Below are 21204 nucleotides of genomic sequence, written 5' to 3'. Positions count from 1 at the left end.
GGCGTTCCCGGAAGATACCGATTTCTGCAAATTGCATTTCTTCCATGGCAGTTCGCTCGGTTTGTGGCGTATGCGGAAGGGGGATTCCTTTGGTCAACAAACGGATTTTACGTGGCATGCCGGATGCGAAAAGAGAGGGATTAAATCATGGAAATGACTGAAAAACCTTTGGAAAGCAGGCGTGCGGGTTTGTTGGTGCCGGTCTTTGCCATGCGGCATGAGAACGACTTCGGGACGGGCGATACACGAGCGGTGCGGGAGGCGATTGATTTTTGCTCGAAAACCGGTTTCAAGGTGCTTCAGCTGTTACCGATTCACGAAACCTTCGGGGATCACAGCCCGTATAATCCAATAAGCTCAAGGGCGCTTTCTCCTGCATTTGTCCACATTGAGCCCGGTATCATACCAGGTCTTACGGAGAAGGAGTTGGATCTCGCCGCACCACCTGCATGGCGGGAAGAATTGCGGGCGGGGATCGTAAAGCATGGGGCTGTCCATCCACTGAAGATTCAGATCCTTCTGCGTGCGTGGAAAAGGTTCCAAGAGGAAGGCAACGGAGTCGCTGAGGATTTCGAGCGTTTCCGGGAAGACGAGAAATCCTGGTTGGAGCCATACGTCATGTTTCGTCTTTTGATACGTGAGTATGAGGGGAACACCGAATGGGAGGACTGGCGGCCGGAACACCGATCCTACCAGGGGGCTTTGCGTTGGCTGGCCAAACACCCGGATCAACAGAAACTGGAGGAGGATATGGCCGGTTTCGCCTTTATCCAATGGGTTGCAGACAGGCAGTGGCGGAGTGTGAGAAAATATGCGGACGAGCGGGGAATCTTTCTCATGGGTGAGATTTCCTTCGGAGTAGGGAAGGGCAGCTGCGATGTGTGGGCGCATCCCGCACTCTTTGATACCCAATGGAACATGGGGACGCGTCCGCTGGCGCACTTCGATACAAATAAAGATGCTGCGGAATGGGGGCAGAATTGGGGTCTCCCGATGTATCGTTGGGAAAATCACCGTGCCGAGGGCTTTTCCTGGCTGCGTGGCAGAGTGGCCAGGCAGCGAAAGTTTTTCCATATCTGCCGCCTTGATCATCTCCGCGGCTACTTCAGGATTTACGCCTTTCCGTGGCCCGGTGGACCGAGGCATTCCGAGTATGCAAATCTCAGCCCCGAGGAGGCGGCTTTAAAAACCGGCGGGAGACTGCCGCGGTTCACGCCGGGACCGGATGAGGATCCGGATTGGATCGGAATCAATGAGCGCCAGGGGCGGGAGCTAATCTCGATCATCCGCGAGGAAGCTGGTCCGATGGAGCTGGTCGCGGAGATAATGGGTGAAATGCCCGAATATATGAGCAGGGCGCTGGAGGAGCTACCGATTGCGAATCTGGCGTTTCCCCAGCTCGGGATGAGTTCCGGAGAAAATCCAGCCGAGTATGAGCTGCGGGAGCTGGCGCTGGCGACTTATGCAAACCACGACAATGCTCCATTGGCATCGAATTATGCTCATCTGGCACAACAGGCAAAACAATCACCTGATGGAAAAGATGCGGAAAAGCTTCGGTGGTTGTTAGGTTTTGCCGGATGGGATTCAACTCCACCTGAGACCCTGACCGATGAGTTGCTGACCGCACTCCAGGAGGCGCTCTTCGAAAGCAAGAGCAGGCTGGCTGTGCTGATGTGTAGCGATCTTTTCGGGCTTCCGTTGCGATTTAATCTTCCGGGAAGCTATGGGATCGAAACCTGGTGTGAACGACTGCCGATGAGTTTTCCTGATTTTTTTGAGGATCCACATTTCCGGGGACGTATCGAAAAGGTATCGAGGATGATTTCAGACACACGTCGCTAGGTTTTTAGCTCGAAAGTGGCTAATCGGTCAGAAAAATCAGGTCGGGTCATGCATTTCGTAAGTGCGGCTTACCTCGACGAGCTCCCCTTTAAGGGCCTCTCCGTTGACCATGGCCTCTACCCAGGAATTCACGACAATAGAAGCCGTGGCATCGCACGCCTGTAGACCGTAGGAATAAGGTCGGACACCGGAGGTGTGGGGGAATGATATATCGTGGATTCTCGGGTTGGACTTGCAGTCTTTTCCGATTAAGCGGAAGGACGCGTCCACATCCATCCCACCGGTGCGTAGTTTCATTTCCCCCCGGTCATCGATCAGCTTTTCCTCTTCCACCTTTTCGCTTTCGGCGGGATTGAGGAAGTCAGCTCTCGCTTCCCGCACTGTAGAATTCTCCGCCAGGGAGGAAAAGGGGAAGTCTTTCAGTTCCATTGGACTCTGCCCGCTACAATCTACGAAAGTACGGTATTCCGCTGTCTCTTCGCTGTCTCCGTTTTCAATGACGACTACAGTTTTTCCGCTTTTATCGCTGCTGTCCTTGATGGTCACTTTCCCTTCGATGAGCCGGACTTTGCCTGCATCGTGGAGAGCCAGAAGCATGTCTGCGGATTCGAGTGGCATAGCTGCAATAACGTTCATGAGAAACGGCATTACGGTCTTCTTAAAGAGGATGTGGTCCTCGGCGGGGAGCAATTCCGCATGGTAGTTGAGGCAAAACATGAGATCATCCAGTATCTCTTTCCAATGGATAGGGTGATGTTTTTCGACGGAATCCCTGGCCTTGGTCATTTCCTTACGCATCCCTTCAAAGGAATCAATATACTCATGCCTTCCGCTCATCTCCTCGACGAAATCCTCGAGTCCGAATGCCTGATTCCTCAGAAGTGCTGCTACATCTGACATACTATCTTTCTCAAATGCCTGGATCAGGGCAGGGCGACATACGTGGTCAAAGAATCGCTCGAGCCTGAGGTATCCGCTTTTTTCACGAATGGAGAACAAATCCGAACGGGATATGTGTCTGTAAATTTCCCGGAAAGGTTCCACCTGGTCCCACTGAAGATGTGGGAGCCAGCCTTCAGCAGAGTGCATGACGATTTCGAATTTTTCGGTTCCTTCAAATGGCTCGAATTCCAAGGTTCCCGCGCGTTCCCTGAAATCGCCGTGGCGAACGGACAATGACGAGATGACATCAAATGCGCTGAGTGATGCGCCGAGCGTCCCGACAGAGTGGTTCAGGTATTCTCCCTTTTCAGGAAGGAGCTTGAAGATAGGCCAAGGCGAACTGTAGTAACCTTGTTCCGGTTTGTCGTGGTCGTTCCAGTAGTGGCCTGTAGCTACTATGAGCGTATTGAAGTCCTCCGCGGGATTATCGTTGGCGAATACTTTTACCAGATTTTCTCCCGGGCAATCAGCCAGATCCGTTACCGTGCTTGAAGTGCGGATCTCAACGGGGATACCGCATTCCTCCAACCGAGCGGCTAAGGTAAAGAATTGCTCATGGAAATATTCTCCCAGAGCCAGCCTGCAGTAGACTTCGGATTCGCTGATCTCATCCGGTGTAATTCCCCATTTCTGGAGTTCTTCCTTGTCCTGTGTTTTGAGCCAATCCGCGAATTTTTCGGGGAGAGGCGGGAGTTCTTCTGATGAGATATTGGACCGATTGTATCTGTCTGTGGTTTCCGGGTGATAAGGCATTCCGTAGCCAGCCAAGCCGCTTTTTTCGAAGACGACGACCGAGTCAATGGAGTCGATGAAGTATTCAGACTTAGCCGCCAGATGCTGTAAAAAGTAGAGAGCGGAAGGTCCGCTACCTATCACCGCAAGATTACCAAGTCTTCTCATGTTCAGACACTGATCATGTTGCAAAAGCGCGCGGTCAATAGCTGGGCTCTATGATTCCAATAAAATTTCCCCGCATTTGAAATGCTCTGAAAACGCGGAATATTGGCAGGTATCAATGAAGGCCCTACATCAACCCTCACTCCATCATATCTACATCTCACAAGGCCACGATTACTGGGGGCGTAGGGGAGAGGGTAGATTGCAGAATGGTATCATCGAGTGCGGCGAAGTAGAATGTGTCGCTGGAAAAGGACTGCGTGGGGACCGCTACTTTGACTATCGGGAAAATTTCAAAGGGCAGGTTACATTTTTTGATCTGCGGGTGGTTGAGGAAATTCGTGAGCGATTCAAACTTCCAAAGCTTCCCGCATCGGTCTTTCGCCGGAATCTGGTGGTCTCGGGCGCCGACCTTCGTGCATGGAAGGGTGAGGTATTTACGTTTCAGGGGATTCAATTCGAAGGAACCCAGGAATGTAAGCCGTGTCATTGGATGGACAGAGTGATCGAGGACGGTGCCGAAGATTTCCTGAAGAGCGATTTCCGTGGAGGGCTACGTGCTAGAATCCTAACGGACGGAAACCTCCGAACTGATGCCTGAGATGGGTCTTTAAGGCCTCTCGGTTTAGATAGGATTCTTGAAATCCGAATTTAATGCTTTGGATTTTTGGAGCTGTGGTAGATGAACTTCGCAGATGTCTGCTAGGGCCACATGGAAGGTAAGTGCTGCTGTTATGCTGAGCCGGGTTCTCGGCTTGGCACGGGAAATGATGTTTGCCGGTTTGTTCGGCGGTAGCAGGTGGATGGATTGCTTCTATCTCGCCTTCCGTGTGCCGAACCTGCTGCGGGATCTATTCGCGGAAGGGGCGCTGTCCCAGGCTTTCGTGACTACGTTTTCCAAGAAGGTGAAGTCGGACGGGCCAGAGGAGGCGTGGGTCCTGGCGAACCGGATGGTGACTCTGGCTGCTGTCTTTATGGCGCTGGTGACGCTGATCGGGATCGGGGTTGCGCCGTGGATTGTGGATCTTTTAACGGCATTTTCGAAAAGCGGAGAGACGGCTCGCAATTACAATGTGACGGAGATTTCCCTGATGGTGGAGATGGTGCGGGTGATGTATCCGTTCATCGCGCTGGTTTCGCTCTCGGCGCTGGTGATGGGGATGTTGAACGCACGGGACGTGTTTGGAATGCCGGCGCTGGCTTCATGCTTTTTCAATATAGGCTCGATGGTGGGAGGCGCGGCGATCGGCTACTGGATGGATCCGGAGTGGGGTCCGCGGAGTCTGGTTGGTTTTTCCTGGGGAGTAGTGATCGGAGGGGTTGCCCAGCTGGTGTGCCAGTTTCCGGCTCTCTGGAAGCTGGGTTACCGGTTTGTTGCGGATTTCACCTGGAATGACTCCGGGGTTAAGCAGATTCTGAAGCTAATGGGGCCGGCGGTGATTGCCGCTTCAGTCACGCAGGTAAATGTAGTGGTGAACTCGATGTTCGCCTACGGAGTGGGTCCGGGTGCCGTTAGTTGGCTGAGCTATGCGTTCCGGCTGATGCAGTTGCCGATCGGGGTATTCGGAGTGGCGGTGGCCACAGTAACTTTGCCGGCGCTTTCAAGGGCTGCTGTGGATGGAGTGGGGGCGGATTTCGGTCCGACTCTTGCGAAGGGATTGAAGCTGGTGATGTTTCTGGTTTTTCCGGCGACTGTGGGGCTGGTAATGCTGGCTCAACCGATCATCAGTTTGCTATATGAGCGTGGAAAGTTCGATGAGGCGGACCGGTTGGCGACTGCGGGGGCACTGCAGGCGTATGGCTATGGTTTGCTCTTCTATGCCGGGCTCAAAGTTCTGCAGCCGGCGTTCTATGCGATCGAGAAGAGGTGGCTGCCCATGATCGCGAGCTTTATAGCTCTCTTTGTGAATATTATCTGCAACTACACTTTCGTATTTGTATTCAAGTGGGGTCACGAGTCCCTGGCACTGACGACAAGTATTGTAGCGAGCTTGAACTTCATTTTCCTCTACGGGGCTATGGTGAAATATGCGGGCGATATCGGGACCAAAGGGCTGGTGGCAGCTTTCCTGAAAATTGCGGTGGCCACTGCTGTGATGGCGGTGGTCTGCTATTTCGGAAACCTCTTCTTGTTCACCGATCTGAGCGGAATGCTGCTCTGGAAGAAGACGATCTGGCTTGGTGCATTGGTTGGGGCGGGTGCTGGTGCGTATTTCCTGGCGGCGCTGCTGATGCGGGTTGATGAAGTGGGGGAGATGGTGGGAATTGTCAGAAGAAAACTGGGTAAATGATGATGCAGGGAGTTGATGAATGAATAAGGAAGGGAAGATCTATGCGCTTCTGGCTACTGCCCGGATGGCGAATGTGCCGAGCGTGGTAAGTAATCTGGGAGTGGGGGTGTTGCTGGGATATGCGGCGGGCGGCGATCAGTTCCGCTGGCCTTGGTTGCTGATGGTGGCTGCAATTTTATTTTACGTGGGCGGGAATTTTCTGAATGACTGGAAAGATTCAAAATGGGATGCGGTAAACCGGCCCGAGAGAGCATTGCCGAGGGGGCTGTTTAGCTCCAAATGCTACGGGGTGGTGGCCTTTTTGTGTCTGGGATCAGGCCTTGCGATTTCGGGTTTCCATGGTGGGGCAGCGCTTGTGGCCGGGGTCCTTCTCCTTGGATTGATCGTCCTATATACACGCATCCACAAGCAGACGGCTCTCTCAGTTATTCCGATGGGCCTGTGTCGCGCGATGTTGCCGGTACTTGGGTATTTGGGAATGAGAGGTAGCTTCGGCGGAGCTGTTTTGCTTCCTGCAATCGGATTATTTCTCTATGTGGCCGGGCTTTCACTGAGTGCGAAGTATGAGAGCCAGAAAGACATGCCTGCGGCGAATATGTGGGTGGGCCGTGGGCTGTTGATTGGCGCAGGTGTTTTTCCCGCCCTCTTGCCGTTGTTGATTTTGCCGGGGCTGGGTTGGGTTGGTGTCCTTCCTTTCGGGATGTGGCTTCTTTTGTGTATGGGGAAATATCGTTCAGGTGTTTCCGAATTCGTGTCGGCACTTCTGGCCGGTATCCCTCTGGTGGACTGGGTGGTGTTGCTTCCGATGAGTTTCATCTGGGTATGGCTGGAGCGCTGCGAGGTGACGGATCCGATGTTTTTGTGCGGGCTGCTTTTGTCTCCATTCGCTTTTGTTTTAGGAAGGATTTTGCAGAGGGTTGCACCGGCTACCTGATCGGGGCTTGATGTTTTGGTTCTCTGGCGTTCCATTGCTGCAAATGAGCGGCATTAAGAGAAAGCAGGATGAACTTGTGGAGAATATGGGGATTTTCCAGGACTGGACGGAACGGTATGAGTATGTGATCGGGCTGGGCAAGAAGCTGCCCCCGATTTCCGACGATGCGAAGGATGCTGACCACCTGATCAAGGGGTGCCAGAGCCAGGTATGGCTGGATGCCGAAAAAAAAGATGGTCTGGTTTATTTTTCCGCTGATTCGGATTCATTGATCACAAAGGGAATGATCGCGCTGTTTATCGAGGTTCTGAACGGCGAGACTCCCGATGCGATTTTAACGGCAGATATGGGATTTGTGGATCAGACGGGGCTAAAAGAACACTTGGCTCCAACCCGTGCGAATGCGTTGAATTTGATGGCAGCGCAGATGAAACAGCGGGCGCTTGCTTTCGCTGGTTGACGCATTGCCGTTGACCTTTGGATATTGAGAACTAGAAGGTGCTGAAATGTTTATCGATCACATCAGGATTTTAGTGAAAGCCGGAGACGGCGGCGATGGTGCTGTCTCATGGCGTCGTGAGAAGTTTGTCCCGCGCGGAGGTCCTGATGGTGGGGATGGCGGAAATGGTGGTAGGGTGACGCTTGTGGTGGATAACTCCACGGATACGCTTCGCCAATACCACTACGATCCGAAGCTGATTGCCGAAGACGGCAAGCCCGGTGGAAAGCATAAGAAAACCGGGAAGAGCGGTAAGCATAAAATCGGCAAGGTGCCTCCGGGCACAGTGGTTTATAAGACGACTGCGCAGTCGGTTAACGAAGCTGTGGAAATGGAGCGTAGCGACGATGGTATTGATCTCGAACCGATCGCGGACCTCGTGGAAGAGGGGGATACCTTCGTTCTTTGTGATGGTGGTATCGGTGGGGAAGGAAACTTCAAATTCAGGACACCTACCAACCAGACGCCTACCGAGCATACACTCGGAACCCCGGGCGAGGAGGGGGTGTATTATCTGGAGCTTAGGAGGATCGCCGATGCTGGCTTGGTAGGATTTCCGAATGCGGGAAAATCGACTCTTCTCGGGGCGCTCTCCGAAGCGAAGCCGAAAGTGGGATCGTATCCGTTCACTACCCTGCAGCCGATGATCGGCGTGGTCGAGTTCGGTGGCTTCCGCCGCTGCACAATCGCGGACATCCCGGGTTTGATCGAAGGTGCGCATGAAAACCGTGGGCTGGGTCATGAATTCCTGAGGCACATCACACGCTGCCGTGTTTTGCTTTTCGTAGTGGATATGGCTGGTAGTGAGGGCCGTGACCCGATCAGCGATTTGCAGATCCTAAGGACCGAGATCAAGGAGTATGATGAGGATCTCGCGAAATTCCCGTGGAAGGTCATTGCCAACAAGATGGATCTCGAAGGTTCCGAAGACAATCTGAAGGCATTCAAAATTCGTTTCCCGAAGGTGGATATCATATCGATTTCAGCGGACACGGGCCAAGGTCTTGATGATCTCCGTGTAATGTTGGATTCCGAAGTTTCACAAAAAACACAGAAGTAGGTATGAACCCAGTCTTCGTCTACGGGACCTTGCGCAAGGGCGGCTCCAACCATTTCCGGATGGCCGGAGCTGACTTTGTCGGTGGCGGAAAAGTTTCCGGGAAAATGTTCCGTATTGATTGGTATCCAGCGCTGCTTCTGGGTGGGGATACCTCGGTCAAAGGGGAGCTATACCTAGTTAGTGACAAGACACTGGCCGAACTGGATGACTTCGAGGGAATCACCCCTGATTGCGAAGAGTCACGTGAGTACCACCGGGTAAAAACACCGGTTAGACTGGATTCCGGGGAAACAGAAGAAGGTTGGGTATGGGAATGGATAGGTGATACGGAGACGGTCGAACTTTTGGATACAGAGGACTGGCTCACGTACGAGCCAAATCCCAGCTAGGTGATAAGCGATGGAAATAATCTCTCCAGAGTTGCTACTGAACGCATACGCTGAGGGAGTTTTTCCTATGGCGGAAGACGGCGAGATTGTCTGGGTAAGTCCCCAGATGAGAGGCATGATCCCGCTTGACGAGAGGTTTCACATTTCCCGGGGACTTAGAAAAGCCCTCAGAAAAGATCCCTTCGAGATCCGCTTCAATACGGCTTTCAGGGCAACGATGGAAGGCTGTGCCGGCCGAGAAGAAACCTGGATAGATCCGATTATTCTGGAAAGTTACTGCAAGCTTCATGAACTCGGACACGCGCATTCGGTTGAGTGCTGGGATGGTGAAGGTCTGCAGGGCGGACTGTATGGCGTCTCTCTGGGAAAGGTGTTCTTTGGTGAGAGCATGTTTTCGAGAAAAACGGATGCTTCGAAAATTGCGCTCGTTGCATTGGTAGAACGGTTGAGGGAAAATGGCTTTCAGCTGCTTGATACCCAATGGCTAACCGAGCATCTAGGGACGTTCGGAGGGTTTGAAATACCGAGAAACGAATATCTAACTATACTTAATAAGTTAATTTAGTTAGTTTTACGTATATATTTTTTCGTGCGCCCGGATAAGTTTTTTCTTGGGGTAGGGGACGCGATCGGCTACTAGTGTCACTGTGATCGCGTAGCCGCGGCCATGCATTTGATTCAATTCATCTGCACTCCCCCCACCCCTCCCCCCACATGAAAATATTGATTGCCCTAGCGGCGGCGTTAGTCGTAGCTACCTCATTGAGTTCTCAAGGCCAAAGCGTTGGCGACGTTCTTTATTACGATCTGCGTGGTAATAGTGGCAATGGCGCAACTGGTGCCGCCAAAACGTTCAAAGTAAACGGTCAGACACTTGCTGCTTCCGCCTGGTCCTACACAAAGGGCAGCAGTAATAGTGCATTTGAAGCTTCGAAGCTAGGTCAGTATAGCACGGGGCTGGGTGTAACCAATAATGAGGAAGACGGTAGTTCTCCATATCACCAGGTTGATAACTATAAGCAAAACGACTATGTGCTGTTTGTCTTCGATACTCTTGTCGATATTAACAGCGTGGTGATCGATCCTGCGGGAAAATACGACAGAGACGTCAGCTACTGGGTTGGAAACATCGATAGCTCCAATTTGGATGGTCTCACCTATGTGGGAACGAACGGACTCGGCACGGTAGGTTTTGAGTCAGAGGTCATAGATATGAGTTCGCGGAGTTCAAGTGCCCGCACGGTGGACATAAAATCCTACTCCCAACCGGTGAATGCGATCCTATTTGGAACCGAGAGTGGCTTGGATTCGGGCGATTATCTGGATGCATTCAAGATCAAAAGCATTAAAGCGACGGTCGCGGTCCCCGAGCCTTCCTCTGCGCTTCTCTCTGCTCTCGGCGTTTTTGCGCTGTGTTTCCGTAGGAAACGGTAAGGGCTGAAAATTTTCATGGAATTGTTTTCCCGCACCCGAGAGGGTGCGGGTTTTCCTCGTTTGGATTTACTGATATTGGAGTGGCTACACGGAGAGAGCTTGATTGATTAAGCTTTCCGAAATACTTTCTCCATCAGTATCAGCTATGAGTTTTCGGAAATCCAAAAAGAACATCGGCAATAGAAAGCGGCAGCGCCCGGAGAAGGGTGAGAGTTTTCTGGAAACTGTTCGGAAGCGGAGCCACGAGAAAACAAACCGGCGTATGAATAGCCGCGTCGGGAAGTCCGTATGGGCGTCCATCGCGATTGACGAGGTGGCGGAGGACAGCGAGTCAGTTGGTTTCATGACCCATTTGGTAAGGATGGCGCTGGCTTTGGTGTTGTTGCCATTCTCCTGGGTTACGACCTGGGCATTCCTTTCGAGGTTCTCACACGCTACGGTTGAGCAGGGATTTTGGCAGAGTCCGCAGTTCTGGTATTTTACGATTGGTTCGCTGGTGATGCTTGGTTGGTTCTGGTCACGTCTAGGTCAGTCGATTTTCCTGTATATTTATGTGTTTGGTCATGAGTTGACCCATGCGGCTTTTGTAAAATGCTTTGGAGGAAAGATTCTGGAAATGAAGTGGGGTGCGGAAGGTGGATACGTGACGACAGATAAATCCAATTGGGTAATTTCGCTTTCTCCGTATTTTGTGCCCTTTTGGACTTTGATGTCCGTGGTCGTCCATGTCCTGACGGGTTTCTTTTTCGAATATTCGGCTACAATGAATCTGTTTTTCTACGGAGTAGTCGGTGCCACGTGGACATTTCACCTGGCTTGGACGCTGTGGATGATCCCGAAGGACCAGCCGGATCTACAGGACAACGGGACATTTCTTTCCCTAGTACTGATCTATTTCGGTAATTTGCTGGTTCTGATTACTCTGGTTTGCCTGGCTTCACCTTCTCCGCTCGAAAGCCTTGAGGGTTTTGGAAATGCCTGGTTGAGAACAGCAACAATCTGGGTGCATAATTCAATTGATTGGCTGACGGGATTTGCCGAGTTGGTATTGCGTTGATTGCGTATTGAATTTTCCCGGAGAAACGGGATTTTAGCTGGGTGATAGATCTCGATGCAAATGCGACAACTGCAATACTTCCGGAAGTTCTGGATGCGATGTTGCCTTGGCTTTCGGGTAACCATTCAAACCCTTCCGGTAGCTACCGCACCGCGAAGTTGGCCAGAAATGCGATAGCCAAGGCCAGGGAACAGGTTGCCGGATTGATCGGCGCTGAGCCTGAAGAGATTGTTTTTACAGGATCTGGTACGGAGAGCGTGAATACAGCCCTGAATTCGCTGAATAAATTGGCAGGGGAGGGCTCTGCATTGACGTCTGGAATAGAGCACAGTGCGGTTTTGAGGTTTCTGGAAAGCCGCGGGCGTGAAGTTTTGATGACTGGTGTCAATCGTTCGGGAGTTCTAGACCTCGAAGCTTTTGAGCGATCATGTGCTACTGCGGGATACGTGTCGGTCATGGCCGCAAACAATGAGACGGGAATCATTCAGCCATTGGGGAAGGTTGTGAAGGCTGCAAAAAAGTTTGGCCTTCCGGTTCATACCGATGCCATTCAGGCGGTGGGGAAAGTTACTATGGATGTAAAGGAACTGGCGGTGGACATGCTTTCGATGTCAGGACACAAGTTTCACGGGCCGAAGGGAATAGGCGCTTTGTATATTCGCTCTGGTCTTGAATTTTCTCCGTTTCTACGTGGTGGCGGGCAGGAAAGTGGACGGAGAAGCAGTACCGAAAATACTGCTTCGATTGTGGCAATGGGAAAGGCAGCAGAGATCGCGGCCGAGGGAGTGGCGTCCGGGGTTTATCAGACGATTTCGAAATTTAGGGATGAGTTTGAGAATTTTCTACTCAACAATGTTGAAGGTTGTACCCGCAACGGAGATCCGACGGAGCGATTGCCGAATACCTCCCATCTTTCATTCGATGGGTGCGATGCTGCCGGCTTGTTGATACTCTTGGATAATGCAGGGATCGCTTGCTCGGCTGGTTCCGCATGTATGACAGGTAAGCAAAAACCTTCCCATGTGCAGATCGCGATGGGAATCCCGGAGGAGAGGGCGAAGACAAGTCTGCGATTCAGTTTTTCCCGACTAAACACGCGGGAAGAGGGCCTGGTTGCGGCTGAAGCCGTGAAGAAAGCTGTGGAAAAGCTCAGGAATGTTCAGGGGAGCGGCATCGGTCCGGTTGCCATTTATACAGGTTAATACAGCTAGGTATAATTTCATGGAAGACTAAGGAGGAGGGATTCTGTTTACAAGACAACCCGTGGTGGTTATTGAATTAACCGCTATCTCAGCCGAGTTCCGGATCACCCTTCCGGAAATCACCCCCCCAAGCAGAGTTTGCCATGTCACCCGCACCCCCCACCCTAAATCCGTCCCAGACGGTAGAACGAATCCGCGAAATTATTGTCGGGCGCCATTTGGAGCGTCTGGAAGGTCGCGTAGCGCGCCTGGAATCATTTCCGGTAAATTTTCACCCTGAACGATCAACGTCTGATTATGAAAATCGGATTCTGATAACCGAAGCTAAAGTGGAGGCTCTGCAGGAGCAGATCCACCGTTTTGACCAGACGAAGGAGGAGTTTGAGGAAATGGCTCTGATACAGAGGCAGGAAGCTCAGAGGTTGGCAGCTCAAATTCAGGATTCCGTCCGCGAAAAAGCGGAAAAAGAAACTCCCCGTGCAGTCCAGAGATTGGAAACCAAGCTCGGCTTCTGGCTGACCGAGTGGCAACGCTCACTGCAGGTGAGGCTGGAGGAACGGGATACGAAGCTGATTGAACGGGTTGGTGATGAAATCGGGATGTTGAAAGACGACATCGAAGAACGCTTTGCGGAAATGGAATCGCGCGTTCCTGCGAATGTGGAAGAACGATTCGAAAGAATTGCCGCAGCGGCACGTTCACTGGCGGAAATCGCGGAATCAATTTCCAAACCCGCATTGTCCAAGCCATGACTGCAAAAGCGCTGACACCTATGCCGTCATCCGTAGGACCTGTTGTGTCCAACGTTGGCGAGAATTCATTTCGCCAAGGCGGGCTGCCGCCGCTTGGCTCTGCTCCGGCTGCCAAGGAAGGAAGATGGTTTCCTCCGCTGGTAGTTATTCCATCGGTTCCAAAAGCCCCGGAAAGAATTTCGGAGGAATTTTCGAAGGCAATGAAGGCGCCGATTGCTGCTCTTCCTAGCCCTGTTGAAAAAGCGCCACCGACGACGCCAGCGTTGAAACCGGAAATATTTATACCATCTGAATCAGAAATTCCACCTTCGCCACAAGTGGTAGGGAATCCCAATGAGGCACGGATTTCTGCCGGGCATGCCGAAAGCCGAGACTTGTTCGAGGCCGCTCCGGATTTCAACGACGAGGACCTCGCTGCCGCGTTCGCTCCGATGATGGAAGCCGTCGTCAGGAAGGTAGTCGTTGAAAGTGATAAGGGGAAAATAGATGCGCTTCTCGAGCCAATGTTGCGTGCAACTATCCGCCGCGCACTTGCTGAATATAGCCCAGGAGCACGGCCATTCCAGCAGCCTGGTTTCATTGATCGGGTGGTTTGGAGGTTACAGGCACTGTTCTCAAGTCGTACCTTCGAGGATGTTATTTTCGAGAAAACGCATCGTTTTCAAGTGGAGGAAGTCTATTTGCTGGATGTTAGGACGCTCGCTTTGGTTTCCTTTGCAAGCTGCGATCCAGCGCGCCATTCCGCGGCAAAACGCGTCGAGGCATCCGCCAAGCGTATAGCACTCCAGATACGTTCGGAGAGCGGTGAAATTCAGCGTTCGATCGAGCGGGCGGATGGGAAAAATGTTATCGCTGAGAAAGGGACTGATATGATTCTCGTGGCGATAGTCCGGGGCAGTCCCAGCGAACTTATACTGGCTGATCTCGAATTTTCCCTGCGCCGGATCGAAGAGCATTTCAGTGCCCGGTTCCAGCAGGCAGGCTCTGCGCTCATGCATGCGCTTCAACCATTTCTTGAAGATTGTCTCCTCATCCAGGCACCGGCCAGTGCTGCGTGATGTGGCTTCCTGATCCGTTGCGCCTCCGGACTTTCGGCTTGCAAGCAGTTTCATAACCTTTTATCTAGTTGCCAACGAACAAACTCTGTCATGCGGAGAGTGGGTCTTACACCCACTCTTTTGCGTCTTTAGAACTCTCATATATCCGCTGATTTCAAACATATCGCAGTCCAAGCAAGCTCCGAACTAGAAATTAGCCGCTCCATACCCGCCTCACCATGACCAACGACATCGTCGCACTCATCGAATATTACGAAAAAGAAAAAGGAATCGAACGCTCGAAAATCGTTGCAGCTCTCGAATTTTCCTTTGTTTCCGCGTATCGAAAAATGGTCCCAGGTGCTGACGCCATCGAAACACTTCGTGCGGATGTGGATACGAAAAAGGGTAATACAAAAATTTTCGCATCATTAACGGTTGTTGCAGATGATGATCATCAGGACAAATTCAACGAAGTGCCTGTTACATTGGCGCAGAAGAAGGACCCTGAGATAGAAGTGGGCGGCACCCTTGAGTTCAACGTAACTCCCAAGGATTTCGGGCGCATCGCAGTTCAAACTGCAAAACAAACGATGATGCAGCGTCTTCGCCAAGCGGAGAAGGAAATGATCTACGAAGAGTTCAAGGATCGTGCAGGTGATGTAGTTTCCGGCACAGTCCGTCGTTTCGAGCGCAATGACGTAATGGTGGATCTCGGTAAATTCGAGGGGATTATGCCGAATCGCGAGCGTGTCCAGGGTGAGGATTACAATATTGGAGATCGTATCCGCTGCTATGTTCTTGCAGTTGAAAATGAAGGCCGCGGTCCGGAAATCATTCTTTCCCGTAGCCATCCGAACTTTGTGCGCCGTCTATTCGAGGCCGAAGTTAATGAAATTTCCGACCATACGGTAGATATCCGCGGAATCGCCCGTGAAGCTGGCTTCCGCACGAAGGTAGCAGTCTGGAGCAACGATCCTAAAGTCGATCCGGTAGGTGCCTGCGTGGGAATGCGCGGAGCACGTGTGAAAAATATCGTCCGTGAGCTGAACAACGAAAAAGTCGATATTATCCGCTGGAGCGACGATCCTGCAGAACTGGTGCGCGAAGCCCTGAAGCCAGCAGAACTCATCACGATTACCCCGAACGAGAAGGAAAAAGTTATCCTCGTCACCGTAAGCGAAGAAGATCTCAGCAAGGCAATTGGCCGCAAGGGCCAGAACGCTCGTCTTTCTTCCCGCCTCATGGGCTGGGACGTTCAGGTCCGTAAGGACGAAACCAAAGAAGAGCAGTTCAAAGAAAAGATCGGTGGCGTAGCTCATTCATTGGGTGAGCAACTCGGAATCACCGATGAACTTGCTGAAAAACTTACCCTCTTCGGAGGCGTTAGCGCGGAGATGATTGTCGATATGCCCGCAGAATTTCTAGTAGGATCACTTGAAATCACTCAAGAAGAGGCAGATAGTATCCTAGCACGTGCCGAGGCGATTCAAGCCGGAGCTGCACAAGAAAATGAATCAGTAGCAACCGAAGACTGATTCAGAAGAAACCACGACCAAATTTAATTTGCCTACTACTACTACCAGCCAATCTTCACCAGACCGAATGCCTAAGAAAAGCGATACCTCAAAAGATGTGCAGAAGAAAGTCCTCGACCTGATCGATGACAAGCCAAAGCCGTCACGGAGACAGCGCCAGAAATTGGAAGCCGAAGCTGCTGCAGGACCAAGTAAGGTCGAAACAGCGAAAGCCAACGCTCTTGACCTCTTCGCTGAAGACGCCAAGCCCAAGGTGAAGAAAAAGAATATCACCAATAGGAAACAGGTGATTGGTAGTATTTCGAAGATTCTCGAACCGCAGGAAGTGGAGCCTGAGATGGTGGAGAATCAAGATTTGGCCGCAGTCAGTGCCGCTGAATCCGATGCTTCTTCAAATAACGTAGAGGAAATCGATGATTCGAAGCTTATCGTTATTAAGCCGCCGATTCTTGTTCCCGATCTTGCTGCAAGGCTTGGTCTGAAGCCGTTCAACGTAATGGCGGACCTCATCAAGATTGGTGTTTTCCCAGCTCCTAATCAACCGCTCGAACCAGAGGTTGCCGCTCAGGTCTGCGAAATTCACGGATTTACCTTTGAGCGTGAGAAGCGCGATAAGGACAAAGGTTTCCACAAGGTAGAGGAAGTCATCGTCGAGCCGGAAGCTCCGCAGGAAGAGCCGGAAGACATGCTAAAGGTCCGTCCTCCGATCGTCACGATCATGGGGCACGTCGACCACGGTAAAACCTCGATTCTCGACTATTACCGCAAGAGCAAGGTTGTCACCGGTGAGGCTGGTGGAATTACCCAGCACATCGGGGCCTATCAGGTCAACCATAGTGATCAGTTGATCACATTCCTTGATACTCCGGGACATGCGATTTTCTCTGACATGCGTGAACGTGGTGCAACTATCACCGATATCGTAGTAATCGTCGTCGCTGCAAACGACGGCATCATGCCGCAAACGCTCGAGGCTATCAAACACGCTCAAAAGGCGCAAAAAACAATCATTGTAGCTATCAATAAATGCGACCTCCCGGCTGCAAACGTTGACCGCGTCAAAACGCAGCTCGCTGAAAAAGGCCTCCAGACCACCGATTACGGTGGTGATACTGAGTTTGCTGAGATTTCAGCACTTAAAGGAGATGGAATGGACGATCTTCTGGAATTGATCGTGCTTCAGGCAGAGGTTCTCGAACTTAAGGCAAATCCAAAGGCTACGACACGCGCAGGCGTTATCGAGGCAAGGGTTGTCCCGGGTCGCGGCACAACTGCTACCGTGATCGTAGAATCAGGAACACTTAAAATCGGAACTCCGTTTATCTGTGGTCCTTTCTCCGGAAAAGTTCGTTCCATGATCAATGATCTTGGCGAAAAGGTCAAAGTGGCTCTTCCGGGCACGCCTGTCGAGGTTGTCGGTTTCGAAGAATTACCTCACGTTGGGGATCATCTCACCGAGATGGAAAGCGAACGTAAGGCCAAGGCTTTGGCTGCTGAACGTCAGGAAGAAGTCCGCCTTACGCGTCTGAAGCCACAACATCGTAACCGGATGGAGGATCTATTCTCCAAGGTGAATGACGGCGGCGAGAAAAATGAGCTCAAACTCATTCTCAAATGTGACGTGCAAGGTTCCGTCGAAGCTATTCAAAAGGCTATTCTTGCAATCGAATCCGACAAAGTCAGCTGCCAGTTCATTACTGCATCCGCAGGACCGATTACCGAGTCCGACATCGCATTTGCCAACTCATCCGAAGCCACAGTTCTTGGTTTCAATGTGAAAGTGGAAGCGAAAGCTGTGAAAGCAGCAAAGGCCGCTGGTGTTGAAATTAAACTCTACTCCATCGTCTACGAGCTGATTGATCAGGTCCGCGAAGCAATGCTTGGTCTCCTTGATCCTCTCACCCGTGAATCCGTTATCGGTCATGCTGAGTGTCGCCAGGTATTCAAGGTCAACAAAGGCAAAGCTGCCGGTTGCTTCATCACGGACGGAAAAGTTCACCGGAAGTCCCATGCGCGGGTTATTCGCGACGGTGTTCCAGTATTCGACGGAAAAATGTCTACCCTACGTCGCTTCCACGAAGAGGTCGAAGAGGTTCGCACGAACTTCGAGTGCGGCATCCGTCTCGGTGAATTCAACGAGTATCAGGAAGGTGACATCATCGAGTGTTACAATCTTGAGAAAGTTCCACAGACTCTCTAACTCCACTAAATTTTGTCCCGTCGTATAGATAGAGTCAACGAGCTGCTTCGCCGTGAAATTTCCACGGTGATCCAGCACGATTATGAGTGGAATGGTAAGATGGTAACCGTGAGTGCCGTTGAAGTAACTCAGGACCTCAAGGAGGGAAAAGTTTGGATCGGTGTGATCGGTGGCTCAGCAGAGCCTATTGTCGATAAGCTGAACCGTGCCCATGGTTCCATCCAAAGTGCCGTAATGAAGCGAGTGGTTTTGAAATCCACTCCCGTCCTTACTTTTAAGCACGATAACTCAGCCGTCAGAGGGGTGGAGATTGTCAATCTTCTTCAGGAAGTTGACAAACTACCGAAAGCTCCTCTTGAAGATGAGGAAGAGGCATAAGGCTCTCTTTCGGCATATCTTATTGAATTTTCGACCGCTGACGCTCCGAGTGTGTCATGCGGTCTTGTCTTGGTTAGTGAGCTGGTGATTACTTTCGGGTTATGATCAACGTCGTTTGCGGGGTAATCGAAGATACGGAGGGCAGGTTTCTTGCCTGCTGTCGTGCGCCTGATAAACATTTGGGCGGATTTTGGGAGTTTCCCGGAGGAAAAATAGAATCCGGGGAGGGACCCCGGGCTGCACTGGCTCGTGAACTAGCTGAGGAGTTGGGAATTACTGTCGCCGTGGGGAAAGAATTCTCGGCTCCGGTTGAATGGAGTGATGGCGATGTTAAAATTCACCTCAGGGCATTCTGGTGTGAGATAGAAGAAGGAGTTCCCGCGGCTCTCGAACATAAGGAGTTACGCTGGGTGAGGGGTGAAGAGTTGTTAAGCCTGAGGTGGGCACCGGCCGATATTCCCTTTGTAACTGAAATCCTGGTGGCCAAGAGAGGTTGATCAGTGCCAGTCAACGATTTGTCAATCTTGCTCGGTCGAATGGGCGGGAGCCATTGCCCTGAAGGTAAAAGACACTGTTTTTTTTGACAAGGACAGGGAGGATGGGCTACCTCGCTGTTACATTTTTTCATCAAACACTATGAGCGATACAACAGTAGAAAAACACGCATTCCAGGCAGAAATTCAGCAGTTGTTGGACCTTGTGGTTCACTCTCTGTATACGGACAAGGATATCTTCCTCCGGGAGCTAATTTCCAATGCATCGGATTCGATGGAGAAGGTTCGTCACTTGGAAGGGACCGAGAAGGACATCAAGGATTCGGGAGATGAGCTTAAGATCAGCCTGGAAATCGATAAGGACGCGAAGACGATCACGCTAACCGACCGAGGTATCGGTATGAACCGTGAGGAGCTTGTCGCAAACCTTGGAACGATCGCGCATTCCGGGACCAAGGCATTTCTCGAGCAACTAAAAGAGACAGGTGGAAGTCCTGCGGGGCTCATCGGGCAGTTCGGTGTAGGCTTCTACTCTGCATTTATGGTGGCAGACAAGGTTGAGGTTTTCAGCCGTTCCTGGAAGCAGGATGCGCAGAGTCTCCGTTGGGAAAGTGACGGTAAGACCGGCTACGAAATCGAAGAGGTAGATGAGTTGCCACGCGGCGTTAAAATCATTCTCTACCTGAACGAGGCCAGCGAGGAATTTGCTGACGACATGAGGGTCAAAGGCTTGATCGAGCGATACAGCAACTTTGTCGGTTTCCCGATCATGATGGACGATAAGCGCCTCAATGAAGTCGAGGCGCTTTGGCTCAAGAGCAAATCGGAAGTTTCAGAAGAAGATTACAAGGAATTCTATAAGTTTGCCTGCAAAGGGTTTGATGAGCCTGCCTACCGCCTACACTTCAGTGCGGATGCTCCTATCTCCATCAACGCTCTGATTTTTGCGCCGGGTGAGAATCCGGAGAAAATGGGCTTTGGTAAAGTTGATGCCGGTGTGGCACTTTACTGTAAGAAGGTTCTTATCGATGCCGAGCCGAAGGGCTTGCTGCCGGATTGGCTGCGTTTTGTGAAAGGGGTAGTGGATAGTGCCGATCTTCCGCTGAATATTTCCCGCGAGACAATGCAGGACAGTGCGCTGGTTAGAAAGCTCAACGGAGTGATCAGCAAACGCATTATCAAAATGTTCGAAAAGGAGGCGAATGCGGATCCGGCGAAATACCGCGAGTTTTATAAGAAGTTCGAACGTTTCTTCAAAGAGGGTATCGCCACGGATTTTGCCAACAAAGATGCCTTGGCCAAGTTGCTTCGTTTTGAAAGCTCAATGACCGATGCCGGGGAACTCTGCAGTCTCACAGATTACGTTGGAAGAATGAAGGAAGGTCAGGAAAAGATCTATTTTCTGGTCGGACGTAGCCGTGACGATATCGAGAGCGGCCCATACATCGAAGCATTCAAGGCCCGTGGTCTTGAGGTGATTTATTTCACCGATTCGGTGGATGAATATGTGGTGGACTCACTTGGTGAATTCGATGGTAAAAAACTCTCGTCGATTCGTCACGCAGGTGTGGATCTCGAGGATGTTGATTCCGGTGCAGATTCACTTTCCGAGGACGAAATAACAAAGTTATGCGAATACCTTCAGAATGAACTAGGTGACGGTGTGACCAAGGTTTCCAGCGGCAAGCGCTTGGTTGATAGTCCCGTAATTGCATTGGTTCCCGAGGATGGCATGAGCCCACAGGTGCGTCAGATGATGAAGGCAATGGACGAAAACTTCAAAGATGAGGTGAAAGTGGAGCTTGAAATCAATCCACGTCACCCTCTCGTGAAAAAGCTTTCCGAAATAACAGAGGGTCAACCTGAAGTTGCGAAACTGGTTGCTGCACAGCTTCTCGACAATGCTCTTATTTCAGCAGGATTGCTTGACGATGCCCGTGAGACCATTAAGCGGATGAATAGCTTGATGGAGAAAGCAATGGGCTGAACCCCGATGATTCGAGGAATCAAATCTAGCATCTGGATATAAAGCACGTTCTATATAAGGTCTTCCGGTTTTCAACCGGAAGACCTCTTTTTTTATGAAAATGTCATTTTTTGAAAGAAGGTGATGAGTGCCAGCTGTATTGATAAGGTTGTTGGCGGAATTTTGCGAATTTTGACTCACTTCCGTTCGGAGGAGATGTCTTTTCTCTGATTGACGCGTTCAAAACGCGAGCCTACTGATATTATAAATTCGAAAACCCACGTTCGAG

The 21204-nt window shown here is 51.2% G+C and carries 19 protein-coding genes; 18 read left to right on the top strand and 1 reads right to left on the bottom strand.

The genetic code is table 11. From position 1 onward, the window contains the following. The first annotated feature begins 153 nt into the window (after positions 1–153). Positions 154–1845 carry a 4-alpha-glucanotransferase gene (locus tag AAGA79_RS11640; RefSeq protein WP_411825979.1) on the top strand — a complete coding sequence of 564 codons (1692 nt, stop codon included), beginning with the start codon at positions 154–156 and terminating at the stop codon, positions 1843–1845. Positions 1846–1881: 36 nt separating this feature from the next. Here the strand turns inward: AAGA79_RS11640 and AAGA79_RS11635 are convergent, their stop codons facing one another. Then, positions 1882–3687, bottom strand: coding sequence for an FAD/NAD(P)-binding protein (locus AAGA79_RS11635; RefSeq protein WP_411825978.1), 1806 nt, complete (start codon positions 3685–3687; stop codon positions 1882–1884). A 76-nt stretch (positions 3688–3763) separates the two neighbouring features. Between AAGA79_RS11635 and AAGA79_RS11630 the strand changes: the two genes are divergently transcribed. The 17 genes from AAGA79_RS11630 to htpG all read left to right on the top strand — a co-directional run bounded on the left by AAGA79_RS11630 (position 3764) and on the right by htpG (position 20936). Then, positions 3764–4285: an MOSC domain-containing protein gene (locus AAGA79_RS11630; RefSeq protein WP_411825977.1), complete on the top strand. Its 522-nt coding sequence runs from the start codon at positions 3764–3766 to the stop codon at positions 4283–4285. A 94-nt stretch (positions 4286–4379) separates the two neighbouring features. After that, entirely contained in the window at positions 4380–5975 is a 1596-nt protein-coding gene (gene murJ / locus AAGA79_RS11625; RefSeq protein ID WP_411825976.1) for a murein biosynthesis integral membrane protein MurJ, read from the top strand. Between the two features lie 19 nt (positions 5976–5994). Further along, entirely contained in the window at positions 5995–6909 is a 915-nt protein-coding gene (locus AAGA79_RS11620) for a UbiA family prenyltransferase (protein WP_411825975.1), read from the top strand. A 10-nt stretch (positions 6910–6919) separates the two neighbouring features. After that, a complete protein-coding gene (locus AAGA79_RS11615) occupies positions 6920–7369 on the top strand; it encodes a SufE family protein (RefSeq protein WP_411825974.1) in 450 nt (149 codons plus the stop codon). Positions 7370–7415: 46 nt separating this feature from the next. Next, positions 7416–8468: a GTPase ObgE gene (gene obgE / locus AAGA79_RS11610; protein ID WP_411825973.1), complete on the top strand. Its 1053-nt coding sequence runs from the start codon at positions 7416–7418 to the stop codon at positions 8466–8468. Positions 8469–8470: 2 nt separating this feature from the next. Then, positions 8471–8857, top strand: a complete 387-nt coding sequence (locus AAGA79_RS11605; protein WP_411825972.1) for a gamma-glutamylcyclotransferase — start codon at positions 8471–8473, stop codon at positions 8855–8857. Between the two features lie 10 nt (positions 8858–8867). Continuing rightward, positions 8868–9422, top strand: a complete 555-nt coding sequence (gene aat, locus AAGA79_RS11600) for a leucyl/phenylalanyl-tRNA--protein transferase (protein ID WP_411825971.1) — start codon at positions 8868–8870, stop codon at positions 9420–9422. 149 nt (positions 9423–9571) lie between these two features. Continuing rightward, a complete protein-coding gene (locus AAGA79_RS11595) occupies positions 9572–10291 on the top strand; it encodes a PEP-CTERM sorting domain-containing protein (protein WP_411825970.1) in 720 nt (239 codons plus the stop codon). 262 nt (positions 10292–10553) lie between these two features. Then, positions 10554–11348 carry a hypothetical protein gene (locus AAGA79_RS11590; RefSeq protein ID WP_411825969.1) on the top strand — a complete coding sequence of 265 codons (795 nt, stop codon included), beginning with the start codon at positions 10554–10556 and terminating at the stop codon, positions 11346–11348. 41 nt (positions 11349–11389) lie between these two features. Then, a complete protein-coding gene (locus AAGA79_RS11585; RefSeq protein WP_411825968.1) occupies positions 11390–12550 on the top strand; it encodes a cysteine desulfurase family protein in 1161 nt (386 codons plus the stop codon). A gap of 143 nt (positions 12551–12693) precedes the next feature. Beyond that, entirely contained in the window at positions 12694–13302 is a 609-nt protein-coding gene (locus AAGA79_RS11580) for a hypothetical protein (protein WP_411825967.1), read from the top strand. After that, positions 13299–14360 carry a hypothetical protein gene (locus AAGA79_RS11575; protein ID WP_411825966.1) on the top strand — a complete coding sequence of 354 codons (1062 nt, stop codon included), beginning with the start codon at positions 13299–13301 and terminating at the stop codon, positions 14358–14360. Before AAGA79_RS11580 ends, AAGA79_RS11575 begins: the two co-directional genes overlap by 4 nt. 218 nt (positions 14361–14578) lie before the next feature. Further along, on the top strand, positions 14579–15877 hold the full coding sequence (gene nusA / locus AAGA79_RS11570) for a transcription termination factor NusA (RefSeq protein WP_411825965.1): 1299 nt from the start codon (positions 14579–14581) through the stop codon (positions 15875–15877). A 67-nt stretch (positions 15878–15944) separates the two neighbouring features. Next, on the top strand, positions 15945–18077 hold the full coding sequence (infB, locus tag AAGA79_RS11565) for a translation initiation factor IF-2 (RefSeq protein WP_411825964.1): 2133 nt from the start codon (positions 15945–15947) through the stop codon (positions 18075–18077). A 12-nt stretch (positions 18078–18089) separates the two neighbouring features. Further along, positions 18090–18455 carry a 30S ribosome-binding factor RbfA gene (rbfA, locus tag AAGA79_RS11560; protein WP_411825963.1) on the top strand — a complete coding sequence of 122 codons (366 nt, stop codon included), beginning with the start codon at positions 18090–18092 and terminating at the stop codon, positions 18453–18455. A 101-nt stretch (positions 18456–18556) separates the two neighbouring features. Then, entirely contained in the window at positions 18557–18952 is a 396-nt protein-coding gene (locus tag AAGA79_RS11555) for a (deoxy)nucleoside triphosphate pyrophosphohydrolase (protein WP_411825962.1), read from the top strand. A gap of 139 nt (positions 18953–19091) precedes the next feature. After that, complete coding sequence (htpG, locus tag AAGA79_RS11550) at positions 19092–20936, top strand: molecular chaperone HtpG (protein ID WP_411825961.1); 1845 nt, start codon at positions 19092–19094, stop codon at positions 20934–20936. Positions 20937–21204: the final 268 nt, after the last annotated feature.

The organism is Luteolibacter sp. AS25, from assembly GCF_046736275.1.
Classification (GTDB): Bacteria; Verrucomicrobiota; Verrucomicrobiia; order Verrucomicrobiales; family Akkermansiaceae; genus Luteolibacter.
Note: the sequence above shows the minus strand (reverse complement) of the source record. Positions and strands in the feature narration are given on the sequence as shown.